The organism is Streptomyces sp. NPDC012825, from assembly GCF_042900925.1.
GTDB lineage: Bacteria > Actinomycetota > Actinomycetes > Streptomycetales > Streptomycetaceae > Streptomyces.
In genome coordinates this window covers 1-24,641 of the sequence record NZ_JBIBBZ010000028.1, presented here as the reverse complement: position 1 = coordinate 24,641, position 24,641 = coordinate 1, and the positions used below count along the sequence as shown (strand labels likewise).

At 65.5% G+C, this 24,641-nt stretch carries 11 protein-coding genes and 4 pseudogenes; 10 read left to right on the top strand and 5 right to left on the bottom strand.

Annotated elements, in window-relative coordinates:
• The first annotated feature begins 7 nt into the window (after positions 1-7).
• The 3 genes from ACFY7E_RS31110 to ACFY7E_RS31100 all read left to right on the top strand — a co-directional run bounded on the left by ACFY7E_RS31110 (position 8) and on the right by ACFY7E_RS31100 (position 4,674).
• Positions 8-2,191 carry a HEAT repeat domain-containing protein gene (locus tag ACFY7E_RS31110; protein ID WP_389490764.1) on the top strand — a complete coding sequence of 728 codons (2,184 nt, stop codon included), beginning with the start codon at positions 8-10 and terminating at the stop codon, positions 2,189-2,191.
• Positions 2,192-2,348: 157 nt separating this feature from the next.
• Positions 2,349-3,632: a hypothetical protein gene (locus ACFY7E_RS31105; RefSeq protein ID WP_389490762.1), complete on the top strand. Its 1,284-nt coding sequence runs from the start codon at positions 2,349-2,351 to the stop codon at positions 3,630-3,632.
• Between the two features lie 304 nt (positions 3,633-3,936).
• On the top strand, positions 3,937-4,674 hold the full coding sequence (locus ACFY7E_RS31100) for an exonuclease domain-containing protein (RefSeq protein ID WP_389490760.1): 738 nt from the start codon (positions 3,937-3,939) through the stop codon (positions 4,672-4,674).
• A 15-nt stretch (positions 4,675-4,689) separates the two neighbouring features.
• Here the strand turns inward: ACFY7E_RS31100 and ACFY7E_RS31095 are convergent, their stop codons facing one another.
• The 3 genes and pseudogenes from ACFY7E_RS31095 to ACFY7E_RS31085 all read right to left on the bottom strand — a co-directional run.
• Positions 4,690-5,982, bottom strand: a complete 1,293-nt coding sequence (locus tag ACFY7E_RS31095; RefSeq protein WP_389490757.1) for an IS256 family transposase — start codon at positions 5,980-5,982, stop codon at positions 4,690-4,692.
• Between the two features lie 256 nt (positions 5,983-6,238).
• On the bottom strand, positions 6,239-8,611 hold the full coding sequence (locus ACFY7E_RS31090) for a tetratricopeptide repeat protein (protein WP_389490754.1): 2,373 nt from the start codon (positions 8,609-8,611) through the stop codon (positions 6,239-6,241).
• 660 nt (positions 8,612-9,271) lie between these two features.
• Positions 9,272-9,511: pseudogene (locus ACFY7E_RS31085) on the bottom strand (transposase family protein); the annotation flags it as partial.
• Here ACFY7E_RS31085 and ACFY7E_RS31080 point away from each other — a divergent pair.
• From ACFY7E_RS31080 to ACFY7E_RS31065, 4 genes and pseudogenes are all read left to right on the top strand, one after another.
• Positions 9,506-9,715, top strand: a pseudogene (locus ACFY7E_RS31080) (transposase family protein); the annotation flags it as partial. The pseudogenes ACFY7E_RS31085 and ACFY7E_RS31080 sit on opposite strands and share 6 nt — an antisense overlap.
• 124 nt (positions 9,716-9,839) lie before the next feature.
• Positions 9,840-10,379: a winged helix-turn-helix domain-containing protein gene (locus tag ACFY7E_RS31075; RefSeq protein WP_389490751.1), complete on the top strand. Its 540-nt coding sequence runs from the start codon at positions 9,840-9,842 to the stop codon at positions 10,377-10,379.
• Positions 10,376-10,924 (top strand): transposase, encoded by a 549-nt coding sequence (locus tag ACFY7E_RS31070; protein ID WP_389490828.1) that lies wholly within the window; start codon positions 10,376-10,378, stop codon positions 10,922-10,924. Before ACFY7E_RS31075 ends, ACFY7E_RS31070 begins: the two co-directional genes overlap by 4 nt.
• A 9-nt stretch (positions 10,925-10,933) precedes the next feature.
• Positions 10,934-11,338 carry a DUF6193 family natural product biosynthesis protein gene (locus ACFY7E_RS31065; protein ID WP_389490749.1) on the top strand — a complete coding sequence of 135 codons (405 nt, stop codon included), beginning with the start codon at positions 10,934-10,936 and terminating at the stop codon, positions 11,336-11,338.
• 1 nt (position 11,339) lies between these two features.
• Here ACFY7E_RS31065 and ACFY7E_RS31060 read toward each other — a convergent pair.
• Both ACFY7E_RS31060 and ACFY7E_RS31055 read right to left on the bottom strand, forming a co-directional pair.
• A pseudogene (locus ACFY7E_RS31060) lies at positions 11,340-12,244 on the bottom strand (IS5 family transposase).
• 6 nt (positions 12,245-12,250) lie between these two features.
• Positions 12,251-12,535: pseudogene (locus ACFY7E_RS31055) on the bottom strand (transposase); the annotation flags it as partial.
• Between the two features lie 446 nt (positions 12,536-12,981).
• Between ACFY7E_RS31055 and ACFY7E_RS31050 the strand changes: the two are divergent.
• From ACFY7E_RS31050 to ACFY7E_RS31040, 3 genes are all read left to right on the top strand, one after another.
• Positions 12,982-16,674: a LamG-like jellyroll fold domain-containing protein gene (locus ACFY7E_RS31050; protein ID WP_389490746.1), complete on the top strand. Its 3,693-nt coding sequence runs from the start codon at positions 12,982-12,984 to the stop codon at positions 16,672-16,674.
• Between the two features lie 98 nt (positions 16,675-16,772).
• Entirely contained in the window at positions 16,773-23,612 is a 6,840-nt protein-coding gene (locus ACFY7E_RS31045) for a polymorphic toxin-type HINT domain-containing protein (RefSeq protein WP_389490743.1), read from the top strand.
• Complete coding sequence (locus tag ACFY7E_RS31040) at positions 23,609-23,950, top strand: hypothetical protein (protein ID WP_389490740.1); 342 nt, start codon at positions 23,609-23,611, stop codon at positions 23,948-23,950. The genes ACFY7E_RS31045 and ACFY7E_RS31040 overlap by 4 nt, the downstream gene beginning before the upstream one ends.
• The last annotated feature ends 691 nt before the right edge of the window (positions 23,951-24,641 follow it).

Below are 24,641 nucleotides of genomic sequence, written 5' to 3'. Positions count from 1 at the left end.
GCCGGTCATGATCAACGACTTGGACAAGACAGACTGGGCGTCCCTGGGGCATGCCTACGGGTCGGCCGACGACGTACCCGGATGGCTGCGCGGCATGGTCTCGCCCGACCCCGCTATACGGCAAAAGGCGTTCAGCAGCTTCTACGGCGCCGTGCTGCATCAGGGCAGCGTGTATTCGAGCACGGTGGCCAGTGTGCCGTTCCTGTTCGCGATGGCGGACGATTCTGCGACTCCTGACCGCGGGAAAGTCGTCGCGCTGCTGCTGAGCATTGGGCGGGAAGCGGTCGACGCCGAGGAGATCTACGCCGTCGTCTGCGGCGAGGACGGTGAGGAGTCCACGATCTACCCGGACACCGCACGCCTGATGCGCGAGCACGCCGACGCCTTCATCGCCTACGCCCGTGACCCCGACCCGCGGGTGCGCCGGGCGTCGATCGAGGGCTTGGGACTCTTCCTGGACGACACCGAGCGGGCGGTGGAACTCCTGCAGGACCGTTTCGCGGAAGAGGACGGGATTGCGGAGCGGCTGCTGGTGGTGCGGACGATGGCCGGCCTGGCGCTGCGCCTGCCCGCAGCCGCAGTACCGGCGCGGGCATGGCTGGACACCCTGGCCGACGACCTGGCGACCGATCCGGACATCCGTCTGGCGGCGCTCGTCCACCGGGCCCGCTGCGCCCCCGATTCCACCGACGACCAGACGGTGCCGACCGCGATCGAACTGCTCCGCCAGGTCACCCCCGCACCCCGGCCCGACAAAGGCGAGCACAAGGACCGGGATCCGTCCCGTCCGTGTGCGTGCGAGGCCGAACCCGACCCCGACCCGAACGTTCCCGGGTACGTTACGGCCGCTTTCGCCGACCTCGAACGGCACGGCCGCGTCCACGCCGCCACCACTCCCTTGCTGACGGCCTTCCACACGGCCCTGGACACACGCGCCCGGGACCGAACAGCTCTGCTCACCGCACAGCTGCGCAGCCCGGACCCGGGGACCCGCTACGATGCCATCGCCATGGCACGCAGTCTGATCACCTCTTTGCGGGGCGACCACACCGCTCTGGTACGGCTCATCGGCGACCGCCTGCTCCCCGCCGACCCCTACACCGCCGCGGCCGCGGCCGAGGCGTTCGGCTCCCTGCACACCCTTGCCGAACCGGCCCGCGAAGCCCTCGCCGCCTACGTCACCGCCCACCGGCCCGACGCGTGGGCGAGCCCGCACCGCACCGTGCGCCGAGCCCACCAGATGGCCGTGGTGGCGCTGGCCGGCCTCGGCGACGAGCGGGCTCTGCCCAGCCTGCTTGTCGCGCTGGACACCGACACTGACGTCTGGCGCGCTCTGGGCGCGGTGGGCCATCTGCCCCAGTGCGCTACGCAGCTCACCCCCCGGCTGATCAAGCGTCTCGCCGACGTCGACCACTGCGGCGACTGGCCCGACGTCAGCCCTGTGACGCTCGCCTCCGCCCTCGCCAAGCTCGCCGATCCGGCAGCCGTACCCGCACTCACCAACGCCCTCCAGGCCGCACTCCAGCGCGAGCAGATGCACGCCATCGAGCCTGCCTTGAAGGCACTGGCGTCCTTCGGCCCCCGCGCCGCATCCGCCCTGACCGTCATCCGCCCCCTCACCGACGCAGGCGATGTCTCCCTGCGCACCGCCGCGGCGAGCGCCGTCTGGGAAATCGAACGCCGCCCCGGCACCATCGTGCCGCTGCTGGAAGACCTCCTCGACGCCCCCCGGAAATTCGAAGCGCTCAACCTCGCCGGCCGCATCGGCCCCGACGCCGCAGCAGTACTGCCGCGCCTGCGGCAGATCCTGAATCAACAACTCGAGCAGAACGCGCGCAACGAGCTAAACGGCGCGGCCGTGCTGAACGACTCCTGGACCCTCCTCCATGCCGCATCCGCCCTGTGGGACATAGCTGGCACCAGCGAGGCCGGCACCGTCGTGCCCGCGCTGCTGAACGCCTGGAAGGACAACAACTCCACCGCACGCGACGTCCTTGCCTGCCTGAACCGCATGGGCCCAGCCGCACACCCCGCCCTGCCCCAGATCCAGATCGCACTCGCACAACCCCACCGCGACCACCAACGATGGTCGGACGCGGTCGCCTTCGACCTCGAAGTCGAGCACGCCTGCCGGGACCTCCTCGCGCGCCTGACCGGCCTTGCGGACCCGGCACCGGCCAAGAGGCAATAGCTCCCGCCACCCTAGGGATCCCGCCCGGCGAAACGAGCGGCACGAAGACACGTGCGGTTGTCCCGCCAGGCGGGACGGCCGCCCCTTCCTCCCCGCAGCCTGCCACCGGCCCGCACAGACTCTGTGACACAGAGCAAACAACGCCCCCCCCGGGGCGATGAGAGATGAGGGCGGCGCGAGCGTGGGCAAGGCGAGCAGGCGCAAGAAGCAACGCATCACCCGGCCCGAGACCCGGACGTGGGACCCGGCGATCGCGGCCCGCCGCGCGCTGCGCGACCGCACAGCCACAGCAACACTGATCGATAACAACCCCTACGTGGCCGCCCGGCTTGCCGAATCGACCCAAACCACCTTCCAGCACACCCTGTGGCACTACATCCGCGCCGGTCTCCCGCTCGCTGACGCCTGGCACGAGACGGCCGCCTGGATCATGGGCGAAACCGGCTACCAGGGCCCCTGGCCCCACACCGCCCAGCTCATCGCCGACTACGGCGTGTGGGAGAGGGAAAGGCACCTTGCGCTGCTGCGGGACAGCGAGATCTGCGTCGTCTCACCGGCCGCCCACGCAGCCCTCGTGGCAGCCGCCCTCACCCTGGAGACCACCGACCTGCTCACCCTCGACCGGGACACCGACATCCCGCTCCCGGCAGCCCTGGTCGTCCTGCCCGAGCCCGTCGTCCTGTCCGTCCAGGGAGACATCGCCGGCGATCTGAGCGTTCTGGGTTGGTCCTTCACCACGATGTACGGCGCTGACGGCGAGCAGTGCCCCGCCGTCGGTGTCAGCGGCATGCTCCCCACCGACGGCCCCGTCCAGAGCGCCGAGTGGAGGCAGTTCCTGGCGGAAGCCAAGGCCGCCGGCCACCGGATGCCGCCCTGGACGCCCGCAGGCACCAACGGCATGCGCGCGGACGCCTCCACCAGGAGCACCTCCTCCCAGGCCGCCGCGCTGGTGCAGGCCCGCGCCCGCCACCTGCTGCGCCACGAGGTCGGAGACCTCATCCACGCCGATCCCAGCATCCCCGTCCCGGAGGTGGCGCAGTGGAGCGGCGAGCCGATCGACGACCCCTACAACAACTTCGCCGACCGCTACCTCTTCGCCTTCTGGCGCCTTGCCGCACAAGGCGTCACCACCGTCACCGACACCCCGGCCCCCGACCCGGCCACGCCGCGCGGCCCCTCCCACAACAACGCCTCCGGCTCCCGGGACACCGCCGGAGTGCGGCTGGTCGACCTGCGCCGCACCACGGACCGCTCACCACGCTCCGACGACACACCCAGCTCACGCCGCTACAGCCACCGCTGGCCCGTACGCATGCACAAGGTCAACCAGTGGTACCCCACCCTCAAGCGCCACAAGGTCCTGTGGCGCGGTCCTTTCATCCAGGGCCCGGCCGACGCCCCGCTGCGCGTGACGGAGAAGGCCTACCACCTGAACGTCTGAACCCCTCGGCCCCCGGTGTACCGGCGAGGGCGGGTTCATGTCGAAGTAGCCGGGCCAGGGCGACCGGATCGCCTATCCCCGGCCCGCCGCGCTGAATGCCGCCCCTGGCCTGCTGGGGCGAAAGACGGACACGGGAAAAGCCCTTGGGCCCCCGGTCAGGCGTGAAACGCCCCGATGCAGGCCTTGGCGGACGGCAGGTGCCACCTGGGCCGCATGAGGTGGGTGTGCGCTTGGCGGATGAGTCTCGCGGCGTGTCCGATGCGACGTGAGACTGCTTGGGCGGCGCGCTTTTCATGATCGGTTCATGGATGACACCGGTCGGCGATGCCCGGGCGCTTGCAGGTTTTCCGGGCGCCAGTGTGATCAGGCATGTGCCTTTGCGGCGCAGGAGTGGGGGGACTTCCTCGCCCGCCGGGTCGACGGTCGGGTGGTGAGGCTGGTGCGGCCCGGCGATACCGGGCGTCCGACCTGGGTGGTCTACGAGCGCGGGGCCCATCTCGGCACCGTGCACGCCCGACCTGACGGGGACGGAATGTGGCACGTACAGGAGGCCGGGGAACAGTGCGGCGGCCTGGACGACGCGGTCAGGATGCTGCGCAGGCCGCCGGTCTGGCTGCGTCAACGCCAACAGGTGAGGCGGTGGGCGCAGGGGCTGCTGGCGGATCCCTCACTGCTCATCCTCGATGTCCAGACCGCCGGCCTGGGTACTCAGGCCTGGGCGGTACAGATCGCCGCGCTGGACAACCAGGGGCGCACCCTGATCAACGAGTTGCTCAATCCGCGTCTGCCGATCCCGGCCGAAGCCAGCAGACTCCACGGCATCACCGACGCCTGTGTCGCTCACGCCCCGAGCTTCGGCGGTCTGCTGCCGGAACTGAGGGGCGTGGTCAAAGGGCGGCGCTGCATCGCTTACAACGCCCGCTTCGACAAGGGCGTCATGGACCGGGAACTGTCGCGCCTTCACAGCAGTGTCCTGCCTGCTCAGGCACCGCTCGAACCAAGGCGCTGGGAAGACGCGGGGTCTGTCAATCGAACGGTGTAACCGTGGTGTTCGAGGTTACTGTCGGGCTGCGGCGAGTCGACCGTCGAAGGTGATGTCGAAGGCGTTCAGGGCGGTCTTCCAGCGCAGGGTCCAGCGGGTCTGTCCCCCGCCGGTCGGGTCGAGTGACATGATCGCCATGTAGACGCACTTCAGTGCGGCCTGCTCGTTCGGGAAGTGTCCCCGGGCCTTGACCGCCCGCCGGATCCTGGCGTTCACCGACTCGATCGCGTTCGTGGTGCAGACGATGCGGCGGATCTCGGTGTCGAAGCGGAGGAACGGCGTGAACTCCTCCCACGCGTTCTTCCAGAGCCGGACGATCGCCGGATATTTCCTGCCCCAGGCATCGGTGAACTCCGCGAACCGCTCCAGCGCGGCCTCCTCGGTCGCCGCCGTATAGACGGGCTTGAGGAGTTTGGCGATCTTGTCCCAGTCCTGGTGGGCGGCATAGCGGAAGGAGTTCCGCAGCAGGTGGACCACACAGGTCTGCACGATTGTCTGCGGCCAGACGGTCTCGACCGCGTCGGGCAGGCCCCTCAGGCCGTCGCAGACGAGCATCAGGACGTCGTTCACGCCGCGGTTTTTGATCTCGGTGAGGATGTGCATCCAGTGTTTGGCGCCCTCGCCACCGTCCCCGGCCCACAGCCCCAGGATCTCGCGCCGGCCCTCGACGGTGACCGCCAGGGCCACGTAGATCGGCCGGTTCGCGACGGCCCCGTCTCGGATCTTCACGTGGATCGTGTCGATGAACACGACCGGATAGACCGGGTCGAGGGGCCGGTTCTGCCACTCGGCCATGCCCTCAAGGACCTTGTCGGTGATCGTGGAGATCGTCTGCCGCGAGACGTCGGCGCCATAAACCTCCGCCAGGTGGGCCTGGACCTCGCCGGTGGTCAGGCCCTTCGCCGACAGCGAGATGACCATCTCGTCCACCCCGGTCAGACGCTTCTGCCGCTTCTTGACGATCCTCGGCTCGAACGAGCCGTCGCGGTCACGCGGCACGGATATCTCCACCGGCCCGACGTCCGTCAGCACGGTCTTGGCCCGGGTGCCGTTGCGGGAGTTCCCGCCGTTCTTCCCGGCTGGGTCGTGCTTGTCATAGCCGAGGTGGTCGGTGATCTCGCCCTCCAGGGCGGACTCCAGCAGCCGCTTCGTCAGCTGCTGGAGCAACCCGCCCTCGCCCGTCAGCTGCAGGCCCTCGGCCTGGGCCCGGGACACCAGCTCGTCGATCAGCCGGTCGTCCACCACCCTCGCCGGCTGCGGCTCAGCCGCCTCGACGGGCTCGCCCTCGGGCACGTTCTCACTGGTCATCGGTGCATCCTCCATGATCGGGAGTTACACCGAACGATTTACAGTCCCCCGGGTTCTGCGGGCCTCTGGCACGGGGATCCGGAGGCTGGTAGCTGTATGGGAGTGGGGGTCTGTGCCGTTATCAATGTCGGCAGACAGGCCTGATCAGGTGGAGGCGTGGTTGTGGTCAGATAGTGCCTTCGCCTTGTCAGCGGTGGTGAGGTGGGGCGCTGATCTTGAACTGGGGTCGGTGCTGCGGGGTTGTCGGGCTGCTCGATCAGGACGTATCAGACGGTTCGGCGTCGGGTAGACCGTTGCGGGTGAGCCAGTGTTGGGCTGATACCGATCCTGCTTGTGCGGCTGCGCGGTTCAAGCGTTCGGCGTCATGTAGGCGACCATTGAAGAATCGCAGGTGGGCGAGGCCGTGCAAAGCGTGGCTGTTACCGGCTGCCGCGGCAGTGTATGCGAGGTCCTCGGCGCGTTGGTGATGGCCCTGCCCTTCGTAGTGCCATGACATCCATTCCAGAGCCTTCGGGTGCTTTTTGGCGCCGGCTGCGCGGTAGAAGCACAAGGCGGTGGCATGGTCGCGATGCTGTGATCTCTCGTGTGCGAATGCGACCAGGGCACCGGCATGGCCGTGATCAGCGACAAGGCTGCTTAGCCGGTCCGCATCGTCGAGCCTTCCTGCTTCGACCCGAAGCTGAACCAGCACAAGGGCGGCGGATGGGTCTGCGTGCTGTCTGAGGGCCATCTGGGCCAGGTGTTCGGCCGTGGTCCGGTCACCCCGGGCTTCGTGATGCACGGTGAGCCACCGCAAAGCCACTGGGTCTCCGGTCTCAGCGAGCCATGAGTAGACCTGCTCGGCAGTGCGACGCATCCCAGATGCCGACAGGTGGTAGGCCAGACTTCGAGCGCCCTTACGGTCACGGCTGACCTCGTATGCCCGGCGCGCCAGACGCTCAGCGTCCTTGAAGCGTCCAGCGAGCCCAATAGCCGCGGAAAGCTCTCCCAGGAGCAGCCCGTCGAGGCAGTACTTCTCGATGAGTTCCTCAGCCCGTTCGAACCGTCCGAACTTCATCAGGCGACGGATGAACCACTGCAGCACCTCTACATCTCCGCATGCCGCCGCCCTCAGATAGAGCTGTTCACAGTCCACGGCGCCCAGGTTGCGGGCCGATTGGGCAAGCTCCCGCATGTCTGTGTCCGTCTGAGAGTGGGCCGCTGCTGCCGCCCACAAGGAGAGAGCAGGACTCTCCTTCTCCCTCGTCGCCCGGCTTCTCTCGTGCAGAAAGTCGGCCAGCTGGTACAGCGGACTGACGAGAGGCGGCTCATCGTGACGCGGGCGGAACCGGGTCAGTGGCCCCGGCAGGTGACGGTGCGGCCTGAGAAGCTTGGCGAGATTCGAGGCGAACCAATCCTCATCCAAGGCATGCCACGTGACGTCATCTATATAGCCCTCAGCGGCTACCCGAAGGAAGTCCTCAGACAGCAGTGGACCGTGCCCGCAGCGACGCGCGTCCATGGCAGCGTGAAGGATAGCGCGGGCTGCTCCGGCGGACTGCTCGTAACGACGCCACAGATGCGGAGCTCCGGCCAGAAACTGAGTGATGCGTCCACTAGCGGCACGGCTGCGGGCCAGTTTCAGGCGCGGGTCGGAGGCAACCACCGCCGCAGCACGTGTCAGGTCCCGGGAGGTGAAGGCGGCAGGCATTCTGACTGTGACCGCTAGGTCAGCAAGCTGCTGCACCGCGCCCGCTCCGGTGTCCACGCCGCTGTCCTCAAGCGCACGTTCCGTCAGCTCCTCCCAAAAGTCTGGCCATATAGTGCCCAGGACGAGAACAGGCCCACGCTGAGGGTCCGTCGACAGGGCTTGCAGGCTGGCTGACACCTGAGCCGCGTAGTTCTTGACCAGCAAGTACAGGTTCGCTTCGTTCAGCCAAAGCACTGTTCGTGGCTCCAGAACACCTGCCTGTAAGACAGACATCAGAGCCGCAGGTCTTTCAGGCGCCAACGGATGCACAATGCGCCAGTCCGGCAGCTCAGCCCGCACCGCTTCCCAGCAGGACCGAGTCTTGCCCGTGGAGGAGCCACCAACGACCATCACCAGCCGGCTGCCACTGACCGCCCCGGCCACTTGGCGTCGCAGCTCGTCATCAACGCTGTCCGGACGATCGATATATGGCGGAAGCGCAGAGAGCGCCGCAGAACGGGTGTCCGTCTCGAATGCAGGGTGCACCTCCAAGCGCAATGCATCGACTGCCTCCAGTTCTCTCACCACATTCACCCGGGCAGAAACGGTTGGATCTCGAGGCGGCAGATCGCCGCGCAGCGTGACACCTCGCGCCTGCAATCGGCTTCGCAGCATGGCCGCATCCACAGTGCCGGCCCTCGGCCCCCATTCCTGCGCCAGCTCCTCGATCATTCGATACACCGCGGCAGGATCGTGCTTAGAGCCTGTCGGGAGTACCCGATCCTCTAGTAGGGAGCAGAGGTAGGGGTACCGGGGACTCATCTGTTCAGTAGGCTCCACCTGTACGACCAGGCGACGTGCGATCCGAAAGGAAATCAGCTCTACCGAATCCTTCGCAGGAGCCGCAACGCCGTCTTCTACGAGGAGATCGTGGATGGTTTCCACAAGATGCTTCCACAAGCGACGATGATCTTGACCCATGTTCGGGAGCTGCCGCAAGAGATCGTCCACACTCTTCTGCGCGGCTGCGTACGTGGCCAGACTCCGTAGCACCTCCAGGCCATGAAGAGGCCCGGATGCAGTTACACCAAGTCTATGCCGGTCAGCGTCGATGTCATTTCCGAAGGATTCAAGGCTTCGCAAGCACTGCCGCATCGTCTTACGCCAGGGCGCACTACTAGGAGCAATCTCCAGCGTTCGTTTGACCTGCCGCTCCACGACCAACCGTTGGGGGCCTTTGCGGTTAAGGGCCACAACATCATCTAGAGGAAACTCGCTGCTCTGCTGCAGGCAGATCGCATCCGGTACGACATCAAGACCTGGGACAGGCACGCCACACAGCAGTGAGACCAGATCGAGAGCTGCGACCCGATACTCATAGATGGTGCCGCCCCCACCAGTGCCGATTGAGGAAGCCCCTCTACTCAATCACTCACTCCTCGTTCGCACTCAGGTCAAGCCGCAGTCATGTCCACACCCTCGGGACTCTACGGGAGATGATCACCCTGGCGCTTTCAAACGGCTGTGCACACTTCCTACCGGTCGGCTTCCCATGTCTGCAACGTCACGTCCACTGCATGCCGAGTGCTCGTAGCGTTGTCATCGGTCAGTGAGCCTCTTTCATCCTGAATAGTTGCAGGTCAGCAGGGTGTGGACGGCTTGGACGATGGTGCTGATGCGGCGGGTGGAGCATCGGGCGCGGCGGAGGATGCGCCAGGACTTCAGCTGCGCGAAGGCCCGCTCTCCCGGTGCCCGCAGCCTGGCGTGGTCGCGGTTGAACTGCTGGTAGTGCTCGGGCTGTTCGCGGTGGTTCTTGTACGGGGTGTGGACCGTGGCGCCAGCACCCTGGTAGGCACGGTCCACACCCCGTACCACCACCGCGAACAACCCGAGTACTACCAACAGTTCAACCGCGACCACGCCCGCCTGAGAGCTCCCGGCGAACGCGCCTTCGCGCAGCTGAAGTCCTGGCGCATCCTCCGCCGCGCCCGATGCTCCACCCGCCGCATCAGCACAATCATCCAGGCCGTCCACACGCTCCTGACCTGCAACTATTCAGGATGAAAGAGGCTCAGTGAGGAAGGTGAACGGCGGCCTACGAAAGAGCCGTTGCAGAGTCAGCTACTGACCTTGAAGTCGTCTTGTCGTAGGGGCTGACGGTTGCTGATCGTCGCGGTATGCCGGATGTATGAGGTATCCGCAGGGTGGGGGTCTGACCGCGGAGAGACAAGCTTTCCGTGAGCGAGTCCGGATGGAAGCAGTCGGGATGTTCGCCGAGGGGCGGGGCAGCACGGAGATCGCGAAGGAGTTACGGGTCAGCGTCCGGTCCGTCCAGCGATGGCGGCGGTCCTGGCGGGAGGCCGGTCGGGACGCGGTTCGTTTCCGTGGCCCGGCGTCGCGTCCGAAGCTGAGCGATGTGCTGTTCACCGTGCTCGAGGAGGAGTTGGCCAAAGGCCCGGTCGCTCACGGCTGGCCGGATCAGCGGTGGACGCTCGCGCGGATCAAGACGCTGATCGGCCGACGGTTCCACAAGAGCATGACGTTGTCGGGCATCTCCCAGATGCTGCGCAGGCACGGCTGGAGCCATCAGGTTCCTGCCCGTCGGGCGGTCGAGCGTGACGAGGCGGCGGTGGCCGGCTGGGTGAAGGAGGTGTGGCCGCACCTGGAACCACCGCGGCGGCGCTCGGGGCCTGGCTTGTCTTCGAAGACGAGGCCGGATTCTCGATGACGCCGCCGACCTTGCGCACCTGGGGCAAACGCGGGTCCACCCCGGTCGTCCGGGTCCGCGGCCGTTCCCAGCGGCGCTTCTCCATCGCAGCCCTGTGCTGCTACAGACCCGGGATGCGATCCCGCCTGATCTACCAGCCCAAACGGCACACCGATCACAAGAACGGCGGCCGCAAAAGCTTCGCCTGGACCGAGTACCGCGACCTCCTCATCGCAGCCCACCAGCAGCTCGGAGGGCCGATCGTCCTCGTCTGGGACAATTTGAACGTCCACAAGGACCGGCGGATACGCGAGTTCATCGACACCCACGACTGGATCACCGCCTACCACCTGCCGCCCTACGCACCTGATCTCAACCCGGTTGAGGGCATCTGGTCAGTGCTCCGCCGGACCAGCCAGGCCAATACCGCCTTCGCCGACCCCGACCAACTCATCCGCCGACTACGACTCGGTCTCCGCCAGATCCAATACCGAAGCGACGTCATCGACGGCTGCCTCGCCGCTACCGGCCTCACCCTCACGACATCACGCCTACAACCTCAGTAACGTCGGAGCATGGCAGAGAAGGACATACTCGGGACAGCATCAGACGACCCTGTGGCAGCCAAGTGGCAGGCCGTGCGGGACATGGACGCGAACCTCATCGACAAAGCCCTGGTAGAGGCCGCATACGCAAACCCTGCCCTCCGGGCTCTGTTTCCGCTGGTCAGCCATGGATCACTGCAGTTCAGCCGGTGCACCCGTTTCCCTTGGTCGCAAGACCTGCCCTCGATCTTCCCCTACGACGGCGAACGGCGCTTCCGCGTTCGTCGGCTGCATGAGCCGCGCGGTTCGGGGCGGGAGCAGATCGGTGGCCCTGTTACTGCCGACGAGGCCGTGGAACTCATAGCTTCGCACCTTCCCGCAGGCTGTGGTCCTGCCCTTGACGGCACGCCCGACGACCTCGAATCGCTCAACTGAGTCAACTAGCTTGTCTGGCTGCGGTGCGTACGAGCGGGTGCGGGCCCTGCCGCGTCGCCGGTCGGCCGCGGGTGAGTCGGCGGACCATGATGCCGATCATCGCCCAGCGGATCACGGTCTCGGACCGGGCCGGAATGGTCTCGTAGTCCCGGGCGAGGCGGCGATGGGCGGTAAGCCAAAAGAAGGTGCGCTCGATTGCCCACCACTTGGGTTGGACCTGGAAGCCGCGCTGGCCAGGGTCTTTGCGAACGATGTCCAGCTCGCGGCCGAGGATCTGGGCGGTCCAATCGACCAGGCGGCCGGCGAAGCCCTGATCCGCCCAGAACTTCTGGATCCGCAGGTGGTTGAGCCGGGCCCACAAAAGCGGTCGACGGGCGCCGTCGCAGTCCTGGACGCTCGCAGCGACCACGTAGACCCAATCAGCAGGCCGAGGGTGTCGGTGACGAGGAACCGCTTACGACCCTTGACCTTCTTGCCGGCGTCGAAGCCCCTGGTCACGGCGGGGACGGTATCAGCGGTGCGGATGGACTGCGAGTCGATCAGGCCAGCGCTCGGCTCGGCATTGCGGCCGTCAGCCTCGCGCACCCTGTCCCGCAGTGCGTCGTGTACGCGCTCGACGGTGCCGTCGTCGTGCCACCAGGCGAAGTACCAATACACCGTAGGCCAGGGCGGGAAGTCCTTCGGCAGCTGCCGCCAGGAACACCCGGCCCGCACTACGTAGAAGATCGCGTCCACGATCCGACGCTGCGAGTGCTTCTCCCGCCGACCGCCCTTCGGACCCACCCGCGCCAGCGGCAGCAACGGCTCCACCAGCGCCCACTGTTCGTCCGTCAGGTCCGACGGATATCCGCCTCCAGAACCACTTACGGACAGTTCAACGAGCACGTCAGCCCATGGCGACGGCAGATCTCAAACGCGGTCTGAGGGCATCCTGGCCAGTTCCTGCACCGGCAGATTGTTCAGCAGGAAGGCGAGGCGGGGTGCGTCGTATCCGGCGTCCGCGATGGCGAGGATGTCCGGGTCATCCGCCTGTTACTGGTCTGTGGTGATCAGCCGCTCGACCAGCTCGCGCAGTTGTAGGGCGGTGGCTGTGGTGGTGTCGTCCCCCGGTGCCAGAAGTCGGTCATCCAGTGGGGTGGTCTACGAGCTGCGGCCTGGTTCGAGTGCGTAGATGACTGAGTAGGGCCAGCCGGTGACGAGCGAGCGAAGCCTGCGGCTTCGCAGCGAGGGGCGTCAAGAGCACCTGCAGGCAGAGAGGCTGGCATCGGTACCGACCCAAAGCGGTCCGATGCACCCTAAGCCGATTCTCCTCCGGAAAAGCCTCGTGAGAGGCATACGCGACCCTTCATGCCTATCAATCAGAAAAATATACCCACCCCCCTCAAAAGGGATAAGTATCGGTTTCTGGTCTCTGGCACTTCGAGATCAGTCAACCTCCAGAAGCGTAAGGGGAGTTATTGGCGGAGCGCAGGCCCCAATATCCATGCAGGTCACGGTGCTGAACGAGCACCCAAGGCCACTCTTGACTGCCTTGGATCTCGCCTTCATATTGGGGTGGATCTTTGTGTGGATCATGTGAATGATGTGGGTGAAATATGCAAGATGAGGCGTGGCGTCGTGGACGCCGAAGACTGAGCGCCATTTTGGCCGCTACAGTCGTTCTATCCGTTTTCTCACCGCTGTACGGCCATCAGGATGCTGCTCTGGCGGCATCCTCCGACGTACTGGGCGAGGAGACGGACACACCAGAATCGGCCGCCTCGGAGGCAGCAGCTGAGACCGGGCAGAGGACGGAGGTAATTGCCCGCACGACGGAGACGTCACAGGTCTTCGCCAACCCGGACGGCACCTTCACCAAGGAGATGAACGCCGCTCCTGTTCGTGCTCAGAAGGACGACGGGTCGTGGGCGGCCATCGACACGACGCTGGTCCATACCGAAGACGGTGGCATCGCGACCAAGGCCACGGTAAACCGTGTGGAGTTCTCCGGCGGCGGTTCCGATCAGCCGATGGCTACCGTCTCCAAGGCGGGCAAGGAACTGTCCCTGGCCTGGCCTGGCGCCCTGCCCGAACCGGTCCTGGACGGCAGTACCGCTACCTACGCCGAAGTCTTCCCTGGCGTGGATCTGAAGCTGACAGCTGTCGAGAGCGGATTCACGCAGACTCTCGTCGTCAAGACTGCCGAGGCGGCCGAGAACCCGTCCCTGGAATCCGTGCGCCTGGGCATGGAGAGCAGCGGCGTGCGGTACACACCCGGTCGCGACGGTGGCATGCGCTTCGTCGACGACGACGGCAGGACCGTCTTTGAGAGCCCGAGCGGTCAGATGTGGGACTCCTCCGGAGATACCACAAGCTCGGCCGAGGCACCGGCGAAGACGTCCAACGCCCAGATACGCAGCATGGCTGTCGAAGAGTCGAATCCGACGGCATTGCCGGAGGAAGCGCATGACGGCGGCAGGGAAGAGCCCTTCTCCTCCCCAAGCATCGGCGACAAGACCGCTAACGTCGCTGTGGAACTCAACGCGGACACGCTGGAGATGAAGCCGGACCTGGATCTGCTGCGCAGTGCGGAGACGGTGTACCCGGTGTACATCGACCCGCCGGTGACAGGTCTGGTGCTGACCGACTGGACGGCCCTTCGGTCGGACGGCGTGCGGTACTGGGAGTTCACGGGGGACAAGGGCGTGGGCTACTGCTCCAACTACGCCGGCTACTTGTGCTCCGAGACCCCCTACACGCAGCGGATGTACTTCGAGTACCCGATGGGCTCGCTGTACAAGAAGAAGATCCTGGATGCCACCTGGGAGATCTACCAGACCTGGAGCTTCACCTGCACCCAGCACAACTACCTCCTCGTCCGCGCCGACGAGAACAAGGGCATCTCCAGCTCCACGACGTGGGGAACCAAGCCTGCGTATGTCGACATGATGGGAGACCGGTGGGCGGCGCAGGGCCGTGGAGAGCTGTGCAGCCCCGCTCAGCCTGCGAACTGGCTGCGGTACAGCGACAACGTGACCGGCGGCGAGAGTGACGAGAACCTCACCCCCACGCTGCAGTCCTTCGTGGACAACCAGAAGCCCAACCTCACCCTGGAATTCCGTGCCCAGGACGAATCGACGACCGCCGCGTGGTCACGCTTCCGCAACGACGCCAAGCTGTCCGTTACCTACGTCTCTCAGCCCGAGAAGCCAACTTCGGTAGGCGTGCGCTACGGCACGACGGGCAGGGCGTGCAACGCCTCGACGACGCCTCTCGTGACGAGCAGCGTCACCCCGAAGCTCACCTCCATCGTCCAGTCACCTGACGGTGCGAAGGCCCAGCTCCGGGCACTGTACGAGGTGTGGAAGGCGGACGGTTCACAGAAGATGTTCTGGGCCGTGTCCCCTACCGGCGGGGCCCACGCGTCTGACAACGACGTGACCGATACCACCTCGCCCACGCTCGCCGACAACACGAACTACCGGATGCGCGTGCTGACGGAGGCCTACTGGGCGACCGACCGCGGCGCCTCCGGGCACCTGCAGTCACCCTGGTCGACCTGGTGCTACTTCCGTGTCGACAAGACAAGTCCGCCGCCGCCGATCGTCACGAGCGACGACGGCCTGTACCCGCCGGCGGAGAGCAGCGTGCCGACTGGCGCCGTCGGCAAGGCGGGCAGGTTCCGCTTCACACCGGTGGACACGAACGCGAGCCTGTCGGGCATCCAGTCGGATGTCACCTCCTACAAATGGCGACTGAACAGCGGTCCCCTGTCGGCGCCTATCAACGTGTCCACCGGGGCGTCGACGACGTTGTGGGTGACTCCGAACCAGGACGGTGAGAACACCCTTCAGGTGTGGGCCTACGACGCGGCCATGCACAGCTCGGTGACGGCCTACTACAGCTTCGAGGTTAAACGGGCCGATGCCCCGGTCGGCATGTGGTCCTTGAACAACAGCGGCGCCGACTTGACGACCGCGACGACGAAGCGGCCTCTCACACTCGGCGGTTCCGCCGTATACAGCGCCAAGAGCCGCGCGGGCACCCACGCCCTGCAGGTGAATGGCAGCACCGCGTACGCAGCCACGTCCTCCGCGCCGGTGAACACGCTGTATTCCTACAGCGTGTCCGCGTGGGCCAGGATTACACCCGGTGTGTCCGGCGGAACCGTCGTCGGGATCGACGGCAAGGTCTTCAGCGGTTTCTACCTTGCCTACGACAACGGGCGCTGGTCCTTGCTGACGTCTCCCCTCGACACCACGAGCGGGAACATCAACGATCAGGTGGTGGTGTCCAAGCAGCCGGCCACGACGGGGGTATGGACGCATCTGACAGGGGTGTACGACTCCATCGAGAAGGAGATCCGCCTCTATGTGAACGGGCGCCTGCAGGGAACGCACGCGGTGCCGGCTTCTTGGACGGCCACAGGTGGCCTGCAGATCGGACGGGCTCTGTGGCAGTCCGAGTACCACGGCTACTTCTCCGGATCCGTCGATGAGGTGTACACCTGGTCCCGGGCACTCTCTGGTGACGAAGTGGCCCAGATCGCGACCCAAGAGGACGAGGACGCCAGCGACGGCTACACGGGCGACCACGTCACCGCCAACGTCGCCTCCTGGGACGCCACCACAGCGACCGGCACCAGCATCCAGGACACCTCCGGGTACGGCCGCACGATGACGCTTAACGGCGCCACCATCGGGATCGACCCGGCCACGGCCGACAACGAGGCCTCGGGTCTGCCCACGAAGAACGCGATGGTCCTCAACGGCGTGTCCGGCTACGCCGGCGCTTCGGGTCCCATCGTGGACGACACCGGCTCCTTCACCGCCACCGCCTGGGTGCGTCTGGACAGTGAGGGGGTCAAGGACACGTCCCTGGGATACCTCCGCCAGGTCCTGGGCCAGGCAGGCACGTCGAACTTCTCGTGGGGTATCTGGTACGAACAGCCCGCCGGATCCTCCGCCGGCAAGTGGCGGCTCGGACGTTCCAGCAAGGACGCCTCGGGTTCCGCATGGGCCTATGGCTCATCCCTGCCGGCGCAGAAGGACAAGTGGGTTCGACTGACAGTCGTCTACGACGCGCAGTACTCAGCCGCCTCCGGAGACGGCGACGAAGTCAGCCGCGGCGCCATGTTCCTCTATGTCGATTCGTCGCAAGTCGATGGGGACGACGGCGTGGCCTTCACGGCTCCCTGGCAGGGCCTCGGAAAGTTCGAGATCGGCCGGGGCATCGTCAACGGCACCGTCGGACGCTACTTCCCGGGTTATGTGGGGAACGTCCGCGTGTGGGCGGGCGCCATGTCGCCGTCCGCAGTCGGCGATTCCTACGCGAATGAGCAGGACCAGTTCGAGTAACACCATGCCGGTGGCTCGCCACGATGTTCGGCGAGCCACCAGCTTCTCTTTTTCAGCACCACATCTGTGCCGACTTCCCCAGCAGAATGGAAAGCCCCATGTCAACTGCCCCGAAGGGCAGACGACGCCGAACCTCACTGCCCAGATGGTTCGGCCGAGGCGCGCTCGCGCTCTCGATAGCCTTGCTCCCGCAGATCGCCATCCCCAACGGGATCGATCTCACCACCAGCGCCGCCGCCTCGGGCCGCGACTTCTCCCAGCCCGCAAACCCGAAGGTCGACCGTGTCGAGGACTACGCACGGACGATGTTCAAGCCCGTCGACGCCACAGTCGCCGCCAGTGAGGCGACGAAGAAGCGTCTGGCCAAGGCGCACTGGCCGAAGGCGGACAAGACCACTCTCACCCTGCTGGCCGACGGCACGACGAAAGCATCCGTCGGAGGTCTTCCCGTCACGCTCGCGCCGGTCGGCAAGAACGCGAAGCGTTCAGCCGGAAACAGCGCACGGCCGGCCAGCCAGGCCGAGGTCAAGATCCTTGACCAGGAGACCGCACGCAAGGCAGGCATCAACGGCGTACTGCTCTCCCTCCTCCCTGGCCGGTCGGCGGACACGGCGGACACGCTGCGCTTCTCGCTGGACTACGCGTCCTTTGCCGATGTCTACGGCGGCGATTTCGGTGCCCGTCTCCATCTCGTCCGCCTTCCCGTCTGTGCGCTGAGCACGCCGGACAAGGCGGCCTGCCGCAAGCAGACCTCACTCCTTTCGGAGAACGACACCAGCGAGCAGACCCTCAGCGCCGACCTCCCGGGCGGCACGCTCCGCGCAGCCGAGCCGATGCTCCTGGCAGCCACGGCGGGAGCCTCTTCGACACAGGGTGACTTCGGTGCGACACCGCTGTCGTCCTCCGCGACCTGGTCCGCCGGCGGCAACACCGGTGACTTCAACTGGAGCTACCCGCTGCGGATGCCGCTGGCCACGGCCGGCCCTGAGCCCTCGCTCGCCATCAGCTACAACTCCAGCAGCGTCGATGGCCGCACCGCGAGCGAGAACAACCAGACCTCCGTCATTGGAGAGGGCTTCTCCCTCACAGACTCCTACATTGAGCGGAAGTACGGATCCTGCAAGGACGACGGGCAGGCCGGCAAGGGTGACCTGTGCTGGAAGTACGCCAACGCGACCCTCGTTCTGAACGGCAAGGCGTCCCAGCTCGTCAACAGCTGTGCCGACACGGCGGCCTGCACCACGGCGGAACGCTCCGAGGCGGCCGGCGGTTCGTGGCGTCTGGGGGATGACGACGCGAGCAAGGTCGAGCACCTCACCGGCGCCGCCAACGGTGACAACAACGGCGAGTACTGGAAGGTCACCACGACCGATGGTGTCCAGTACTTCTTCGGCAAGCACAAGCTCGAGGGCTGGAGCGACAACGGCACAGCGGCGGACGACCCTGTGACCCACTCCACCTGGACCGTGCCTGTCTTCGGCGACGACGTCAGCGAACCGTGCCACGCCAGCACGTTCGACACGTCCGCCTGCACCCAGGCATGGCGGTGGAACCTCGACTACGTCGTGGACCCTCACGACAATGTCATGACCTACTGGTACGGCAAGGAAACCAACAACTACGCCAAGTCCGGCGTCGACAGCCCTGGCACCCCGTACGTCGCCGGCGGTTATCTCAAGCGCATCAACTACGGTCAGCGTCTGGACAGCATCTTTTCCAAGCCGGCCTCCCAGTCGGTGGCCTTCGCCTACTCGCAGCGCTGCACCGCCACGGACTGCAGCAGCCTCACCAGCACGACCAAGGCGAACTGGCCCGATGTCCCGTTCGACATGATCTGCGACACCGGCAAGGCGTGCACCAACATCATCGGGCCCGCGTTCTTCACGCGATACCGAATGACCCTCATCAGCTCCTACGTCTGGTCGGGCACCGGCACCACCATGCGGCTCGTCGACTCCTGGACGATGGAGCACGACTTCCCCGCCACCGGCGATTCCTCGTCCCCGAGCCTGTGGCTGAAGTCCATCCAGGCCCACGGCAAGGCCGACGGCACCACCCTCAGCATGCCAAAGACGACGTTCGGCGGCATCCAGATGCCCAACCACGTCGAAGGTGGCACCAACACCCTGCGCTACTACAAGTGGCGCGTGCGCGTATTGGCCTCGGACACCGGCAGCAAGACCACGGTCAACTACTCCGACCCGCAGTGCGTCCGCGGCACCATGATGCCCGCGAGCGAGGACAGCAACAGTCTGCGCTGCTTCCCCGTCTACTGGTCACAGGTCGGCGGAACACCGGAGCTGGACTGGTTCCACAAGTACGTCGTGGACTCCGTCGTCGTCACGGACCCCATCGGCTACGCCGACGCCCAGGAGACGCACTACACCTACCAGGGTGGCGCCGGCTGGGCCTTCGCCGACGACGACGGCATCACTAAGGACAAGTACCGCACGTGGTCACAGTGGCGCGGCTACTCCAAGGTCACGACAGCCACCGGCGTCACCACCGGCACGCAGGGCAAAACCTTCACCCTGTACATGCGGGGTCTCGACGGAGACAAGAAGAAGGACGGCACCTTCCGTGACGAGAAGGTCACCGACTCGACCGGGCAGACGATCGAGGACTCGCGCCAGTACAGCGGTTTCGTCCGAGAAAGCATCGGCTACGACGGCGCCGAAGAGGTAAGCGGCAGCATCACCGACCCATGGTCGTTCAGGACCTCCAGCCACAAGTACACCTGGGGCACGCCCGAATCCTGGTTCGTCAAGCCGGGCACGGTACGAAACCGGTACAAGACCTCGACCGGCGCTCGCACCGTTTCCACCACCACCACCTACGACACCACGTACGGCATGGCCACCAAGGTGGACGCGGCCGGAGACACCGCCAAGTCCGGCGACGAGACGTGCACCCGCTCCACGTACGCCCGTAACACAGCCGCCTGGCTGGTCCAGTTCGCCTCACGCATCGAGACGTACGCAGTAGGCTGCTCCATCACGCCTTCGCTGCCCTCGGACGCGATCTCCGACCTGAAGACCTCGTACGACGGCCAGGCCGCCGGTGCCGCTCCCACCAAGGGCGACATCACCGGGTCCTATCGTCTTTCGGGCTACACGTCCGGGACGCCCGTCTACCAGACCGCCTCGACATCGACGTACGACGTGCTCGGCCGGCCCACGTCGGTGACCGACTCGCTCGACCGCACAACCAAGACCAGCTACGAGCCCGCTGTCTACGGTCCGCTGACCAAGCAGACCGTCACCGACCCCAAGCTCTACACCGCCACCACGGTGATCGACCCCGCCTGGGGCAAAGCCACCAAGGTCACCGATGCCAACGGCAACACCACCGAGTGGGCATTCGACGCCCTTGGCCGGCTCACTTCGGTCTGGAAGCCCAACCGCATCCGGGCCATGGCGGATGCCGCGAGCATCGTCTACACGTACAACGTCAGCAACACCACCGAGACCTGGATCCGCACAGACACCCTGAAGTCTGACGGCAAGACCTACAACAGCTCCTACCAGATCTACGACTCCCTGCTGCGTCCTCGCCAGACGCAGGTCCCCGCACCCAACGGCGGGCGGGTCATCTCCGAGACGCTCTACGACGACCGGGGCCTGGCCACGATCGCCAACGGCGGCATCCACGACAACGCTGCCCCCAGCGGCGCCCTTCAGAACACCTTCGAGGGCTCGGTCCCGGCATCCACCAAGACCGTCTTCGACGGAGCCGGCCGTCCTACCCAGGCACACTTCCGTGTGTACAACCAGCCGAAGTGGACGACCTACACCACCTACGAAGGTGACCGGACCGCGTTCACTGCGGCACCTGGCGGCACCGGCACCGTCACCTTCACGGATGTCTACGGCAAGACCACCGAGCGCCGCGAGTACCCGGGCCCCACACCAACCGGCAGCGAGTACACCGCGACGAAGTACACCTACACGCCAGGCGGCCAGATCGAGACCATGACCGGTCCCGACGGCGCCAAGTGGACCTACACCTACGACCTGCGCGGCAGGCTCGTCGAGTCCACCGACCCCGACAAGGGCAAGAGCACCAGCACGTTCAACGATGCGGACCAGGTCCTGACCACCACGACCTCCGTAGACGGCCAGACCAAGACCCTCATCAGCGAGTACGACGCTCTCGGCCGCCAGACCGGCACCTGGGAAGACGTCAAGGACAACGCCCATCAGCTCACCAAGAACCTCTACGACACCGTAGCCAAGGGCAAGCTCTCGGCTGCCATCCGGTATGTCGGGGGTACCACGGGCCAGATCTACTCCGATGCAGTCACCGGCTACGACATGATGGGCCAGCCCACGGGGATCAAGACGGTCCTGGCGGCCACCGACCCGCTGGTCGTCGCGGGAGCACCGCAGACCTTCACCACGTCCACTGCCTACAACCTGGACGGCACCGTCCAGAACACCATCCTTCCCGCCGTCGGTGGGCTCCCTCTCGAGACCGTCGCCTACAAGTACAACGACCTCGGCATGCCGACGTCCGTCGAAGGCATGACGGACTACGTCCAGTCCATCGGCTACACGCAGTACGGCGAAGCCGAGGACACCCGCCTGGGCACCTCCACTACCGCTAAGCACCTGCAGGTGGTCAATCGGTATGAGGACGGCACCCGGCGGCTGACCAACAGCCACGTCGTGGACGAGGCGAGTGTTGGCTACCTCAGTGACGTCGACTACCGCTACGACGCCAGTGGCAACGTCACGTCTATCAAGAACAAGGCCGGCACGGCTGACAACCAGTGCTTCGCCTACGACGGCTATCGGCGTCTGACCCAAGCGTGGACGCCTGCTTCCGGTGACTGCACCGCATCGCGGTCCATCGCGGCGCTGGGAGGACCGGCCCCGTACTGGCACAGCTGGACCTACAAGCCGGGCGGCCTACGCGACACCCAGACCATCCACACCGCCACCGGCGATGCCGAAACCAAGTACGCCTACCCACCCGTGAACACGTCCGGTGCCGGACAGCCTCACACCCTGACGAGCACGGTGTCGGAAGGCGTTACTGCGAACTACGCCTACAACTCACTCGGAAACACGACCAAGCGTCCTGGAACTACCGGAGACCAGACCCTCACGTGGAACATCGAGGGAAAGCCGGCCACTCTGACCGAGGGCACGAACACGACCGCCTACCTCTACGACGCTAGCGGTGAGCTTCTCATCCGCCGCGGCCCGACGAAGACGGTGCTCTACCTTCCCGGCGGCCAGGAACTCCACTACGACACCGTCGCCAAGGCATTCTCCGCCCAGCGGTACTACGGAGCCGGAAGCGGCAAGGCCCTTCGCACGAACACGGGCCTGAGCTGGATCGTGGACGACCACCACGGCACCGCCTCCATGAGCGTCGACGCCACCACCCAGGCCGTCACCCGCCGCTACACCAAGCCGTTCGGCGAAGCACGCGGCAACACGCCAACATGGGTCGACGACAAGGGATTCCTCGGCAAACCCCAGGACGAGGAAACAGGCCTCACGCACATCGGAGCCCGCGAGTACGACCCGGACCTCGGCCGGTTCATCTCCGTAGACCCGATCCTCGCCCCGGACACCCACGAGTCCGTCAACGGCTACACGTACTCCAGAAACGCACCTACGACGTTCTCCGACCCCACGGGTCTCAAGGAGATCATCACCGAGCGCGGCGGCGTCTCCGATGACAAGTACCTCCGCGACCACAACGCCAGCTGGAGCGGAGGACCTGGTAACTGGACCTACACGCAGCACAATGACACGCCCATCACCTTCAGTGATGGCTCATCGGGCACTCTGCGTAAAACGGTAACCATCGGCAAGACCGTCAAGGTCGAATACTTCATCAAGGGACCTGATCCCGTTCCTGTGAAGAAGGAAGCCGCGCCCTTCACCGGGTACGCGATGGGAACCAACCCCAACTACAACCCCAACGTGCCCCTGGGCATCGACCGAGGCCCGCTGGCTACGTGGCAGAAGGTCGTCCTCGGAGCCGCGGTAGTCGTAGCACTCGCAGTCGCGATCGCACCCGTGGCGGCCGTAGCGGGCCCTGCCTGCCTGGCAGCCTGGGTCGTCTGCGCCGAAGGAATCGCCGAAGCAGCTTCGGGCCCCGCCGCCGGCAGCGGAACCGCCGTCGGCGGCGCACTCGCGGTCGGTTCCCGCGCTGCGCGCGCCAAGGGTGCCGCGGCGCTTGCCAAGGAGTGCAACAGCTTCGTCCCTGGCACCAAGGTGCTCATGGCCAACGGAACGACCAAGCCGATCGAGAAGGTCAGAGTCGGCGACAAGGTTCTCGCGGCCGACCCCGAGACAGGTACGGTCAGGTCTGAAACCGTCACAGCCGAAATCAAGGGCCAAGGAACCAAACGTCTCGTCAACCTCGCCATCGACGTCGACGGCCCCGGAGGCACCAAGACCGCCCGGATCTCGGCAACAGCCGGCCACCCCTTCTGGGTCGCGGCCCTGGGCAAGTGGGTCGACGCCACAGACCTCCGCCCGGACCAGATGCTTCAGACGAATGCCGGCACCTATCTCCGAATCGACGCAATTCAACGGCAAACAGCCCTGAAGGCCAAGGTCTACAATCTCACTGTCTCCAACCTGCACACGTACTATGTGCTGGCGGGCGAGACTCCGGTACTCGTTCACAACAGCAACGGGTTGTGTGACGTATGGCAGTCCGAGTTCGGAAATCTATCGAAGGGAAAGCAGGGGCACGTTCGGGAAATGCCCGATGAGGAGACGATGCGTGGCGCCTTTGAGCGCTGGACTGCTGGCGCTGAGCAACTCCCAGCGCGGGGTCCAAAAATTCCCGACGTGTATCGACTGCCAGATGGCACCGTGATCCAGTGGAGAACGGCGTCTGCTTCCGGTGGAGCGACAATAGATATCCAGCCTGGTGCTGGCGGAAAGCCATTGAAGGTTCACTTGCCATGATCGAAAAGCGTATTTTCGCGGATGTATTGATCGAAGGGCTGGACGATTGGGTCCCAATCGATCAGCTCATCTGGGCAGCACGGGAGGCAGCGCAGGGTGGCCCGTGGAAGGGTTTCTTTGCTGATCTGCTGCACTTCTTGCTCGAAAGTGGCCTGATCCAGATCGGTGAACTTGCCGCAGAGGGATTCTCGCCCTGGAAGGGAGGGCCTGGTGAAGTTGTCCAGTTGGTACTCGATGACCTTGAGCGCCTTTCATGGGAACCCAAGCTGGGCAGCCGCGCCTGGATCGCCAATACGGATGCAGGTAATAAAGTGGCGCGGTCGCTGATCGACGACTAGCGCCGGGGTATTTCAGGAATGACTGAAAGGCTAGAGTCGTTCCCGAGATGCTCAGGGGACCTGTATCGGCAACGATGAATACCGGTGTCGGCGGACGTGGGTACATCCTCGCTGCCCGATCCCGCACCCCAAATGCTAGATAGCAAAATCGAAGCCCCGTCAGGTGTGCCCTGGCGGGGCTTCTGTGATGGGTGACGGCAGTAGTTGACGGCAACGTCAGTGGACAGTGGCTCCGCACGGCGACGGGTCGTCACCGTCGCCGCAGGTCGGCTCGTCGCTGACAGGACCGTCAAGGACGATGCTGAGGGTGTCGATGGCGTCGCGCTGGAGACGGAGTCGGACGTGGGCGTAGACGGTGGCGGTGACGCCGATGTGGGCAAGTCGAAAGCTTCGCGTAGCACACGTACTATGTGCTGGCGGGGGCCACGCCGGTACTGGTTCATAATTCTGGCGGGTGCCCCAGGATTGGTACTGCGGAATCCCTGATAGAGAATCTCGACGATGACGTGATACTCCATTATGTGGACGAAGATGGAATTGCCTATATCGTCAATTTGGGCGCAATAGGGGTCGACTCGAAGGGGCGAGCATGCGTTACTGAGCCTCTTTCATCCTGTGCTGGAGGGTGAAATGGGCTGGTCAGCGGGTGTGGTGACGAGGCAGGGCCCCTCGTCGTTGGCGTAGTGATCTC

Bases quoted from the DNA above. Each gene is read 5' to 3' on its own strand.
- ACFY7E_RS31075 (WP_389490751.1), top strand. From the start codon at position 9,840: ATGAGGTATCCGCAGGGTGGGGGTCTGACCGCGGAGAGACAAGCTTTC.
- ACFY7E_RS31070 (WP_389490828.1), top strand. From the start codon at position 10,376: ATGACGCCGCCGACCTTGCGCACCTGGGGCAAACGCGGGTCCACCCCG.
- ACFY7E_RS31105 (WP_389490762.1), top strand. From the start codon at position 2,349: ATGAGAGATGAGGGCGGCGCGAGCGTGGGCAAGGCGAGCAGGCGCAAG.
- ACFY7E_RS31110 (WP_389490764.1), top strand. From the start codon at position 8: ATGATCAACGACTTGGACAAGACAGACTGGGCGTCCCTGGGGCATGCC.
- ACFY7E_RS31045 (WP_389490743.1), top strand. From the start codon at position 16,773: ATGTCAACTGCCCCGAAGGGCAGACGACGCCGAACCTCACTGCCCAGA.
- ACFY7E_RS31040 (WP_389490740.1), top strand. From the start codon at position 23,609: ATGATCGAAAAGCGTATTTTCGCGGATGTATTGATCGAAGGGCTGGAC.
- ACFY7E_RS31065 (WP_389490749.1), top strand. From the start codon at position 10,934: ATGGCAGAGAAGGACATACTCGGGACAGCATCAGACGACCCTGTGGCA.
- ACFY7E_RS31100 (WP_389490760.1), top strand. From the start codon at position 3,937: ATGGATGACACCGGTCGGCGATGCCCGGGCGCTTGCAGGTTTTCCGGG.
- ACFY7E_RS31095 (WP_389490757.1), bottom strand. From the start codon at position 5,982: ATGACCAGTGAGAACGTGCCCGAGGGCGAGCCCGTCGAGGCGGCTGAG.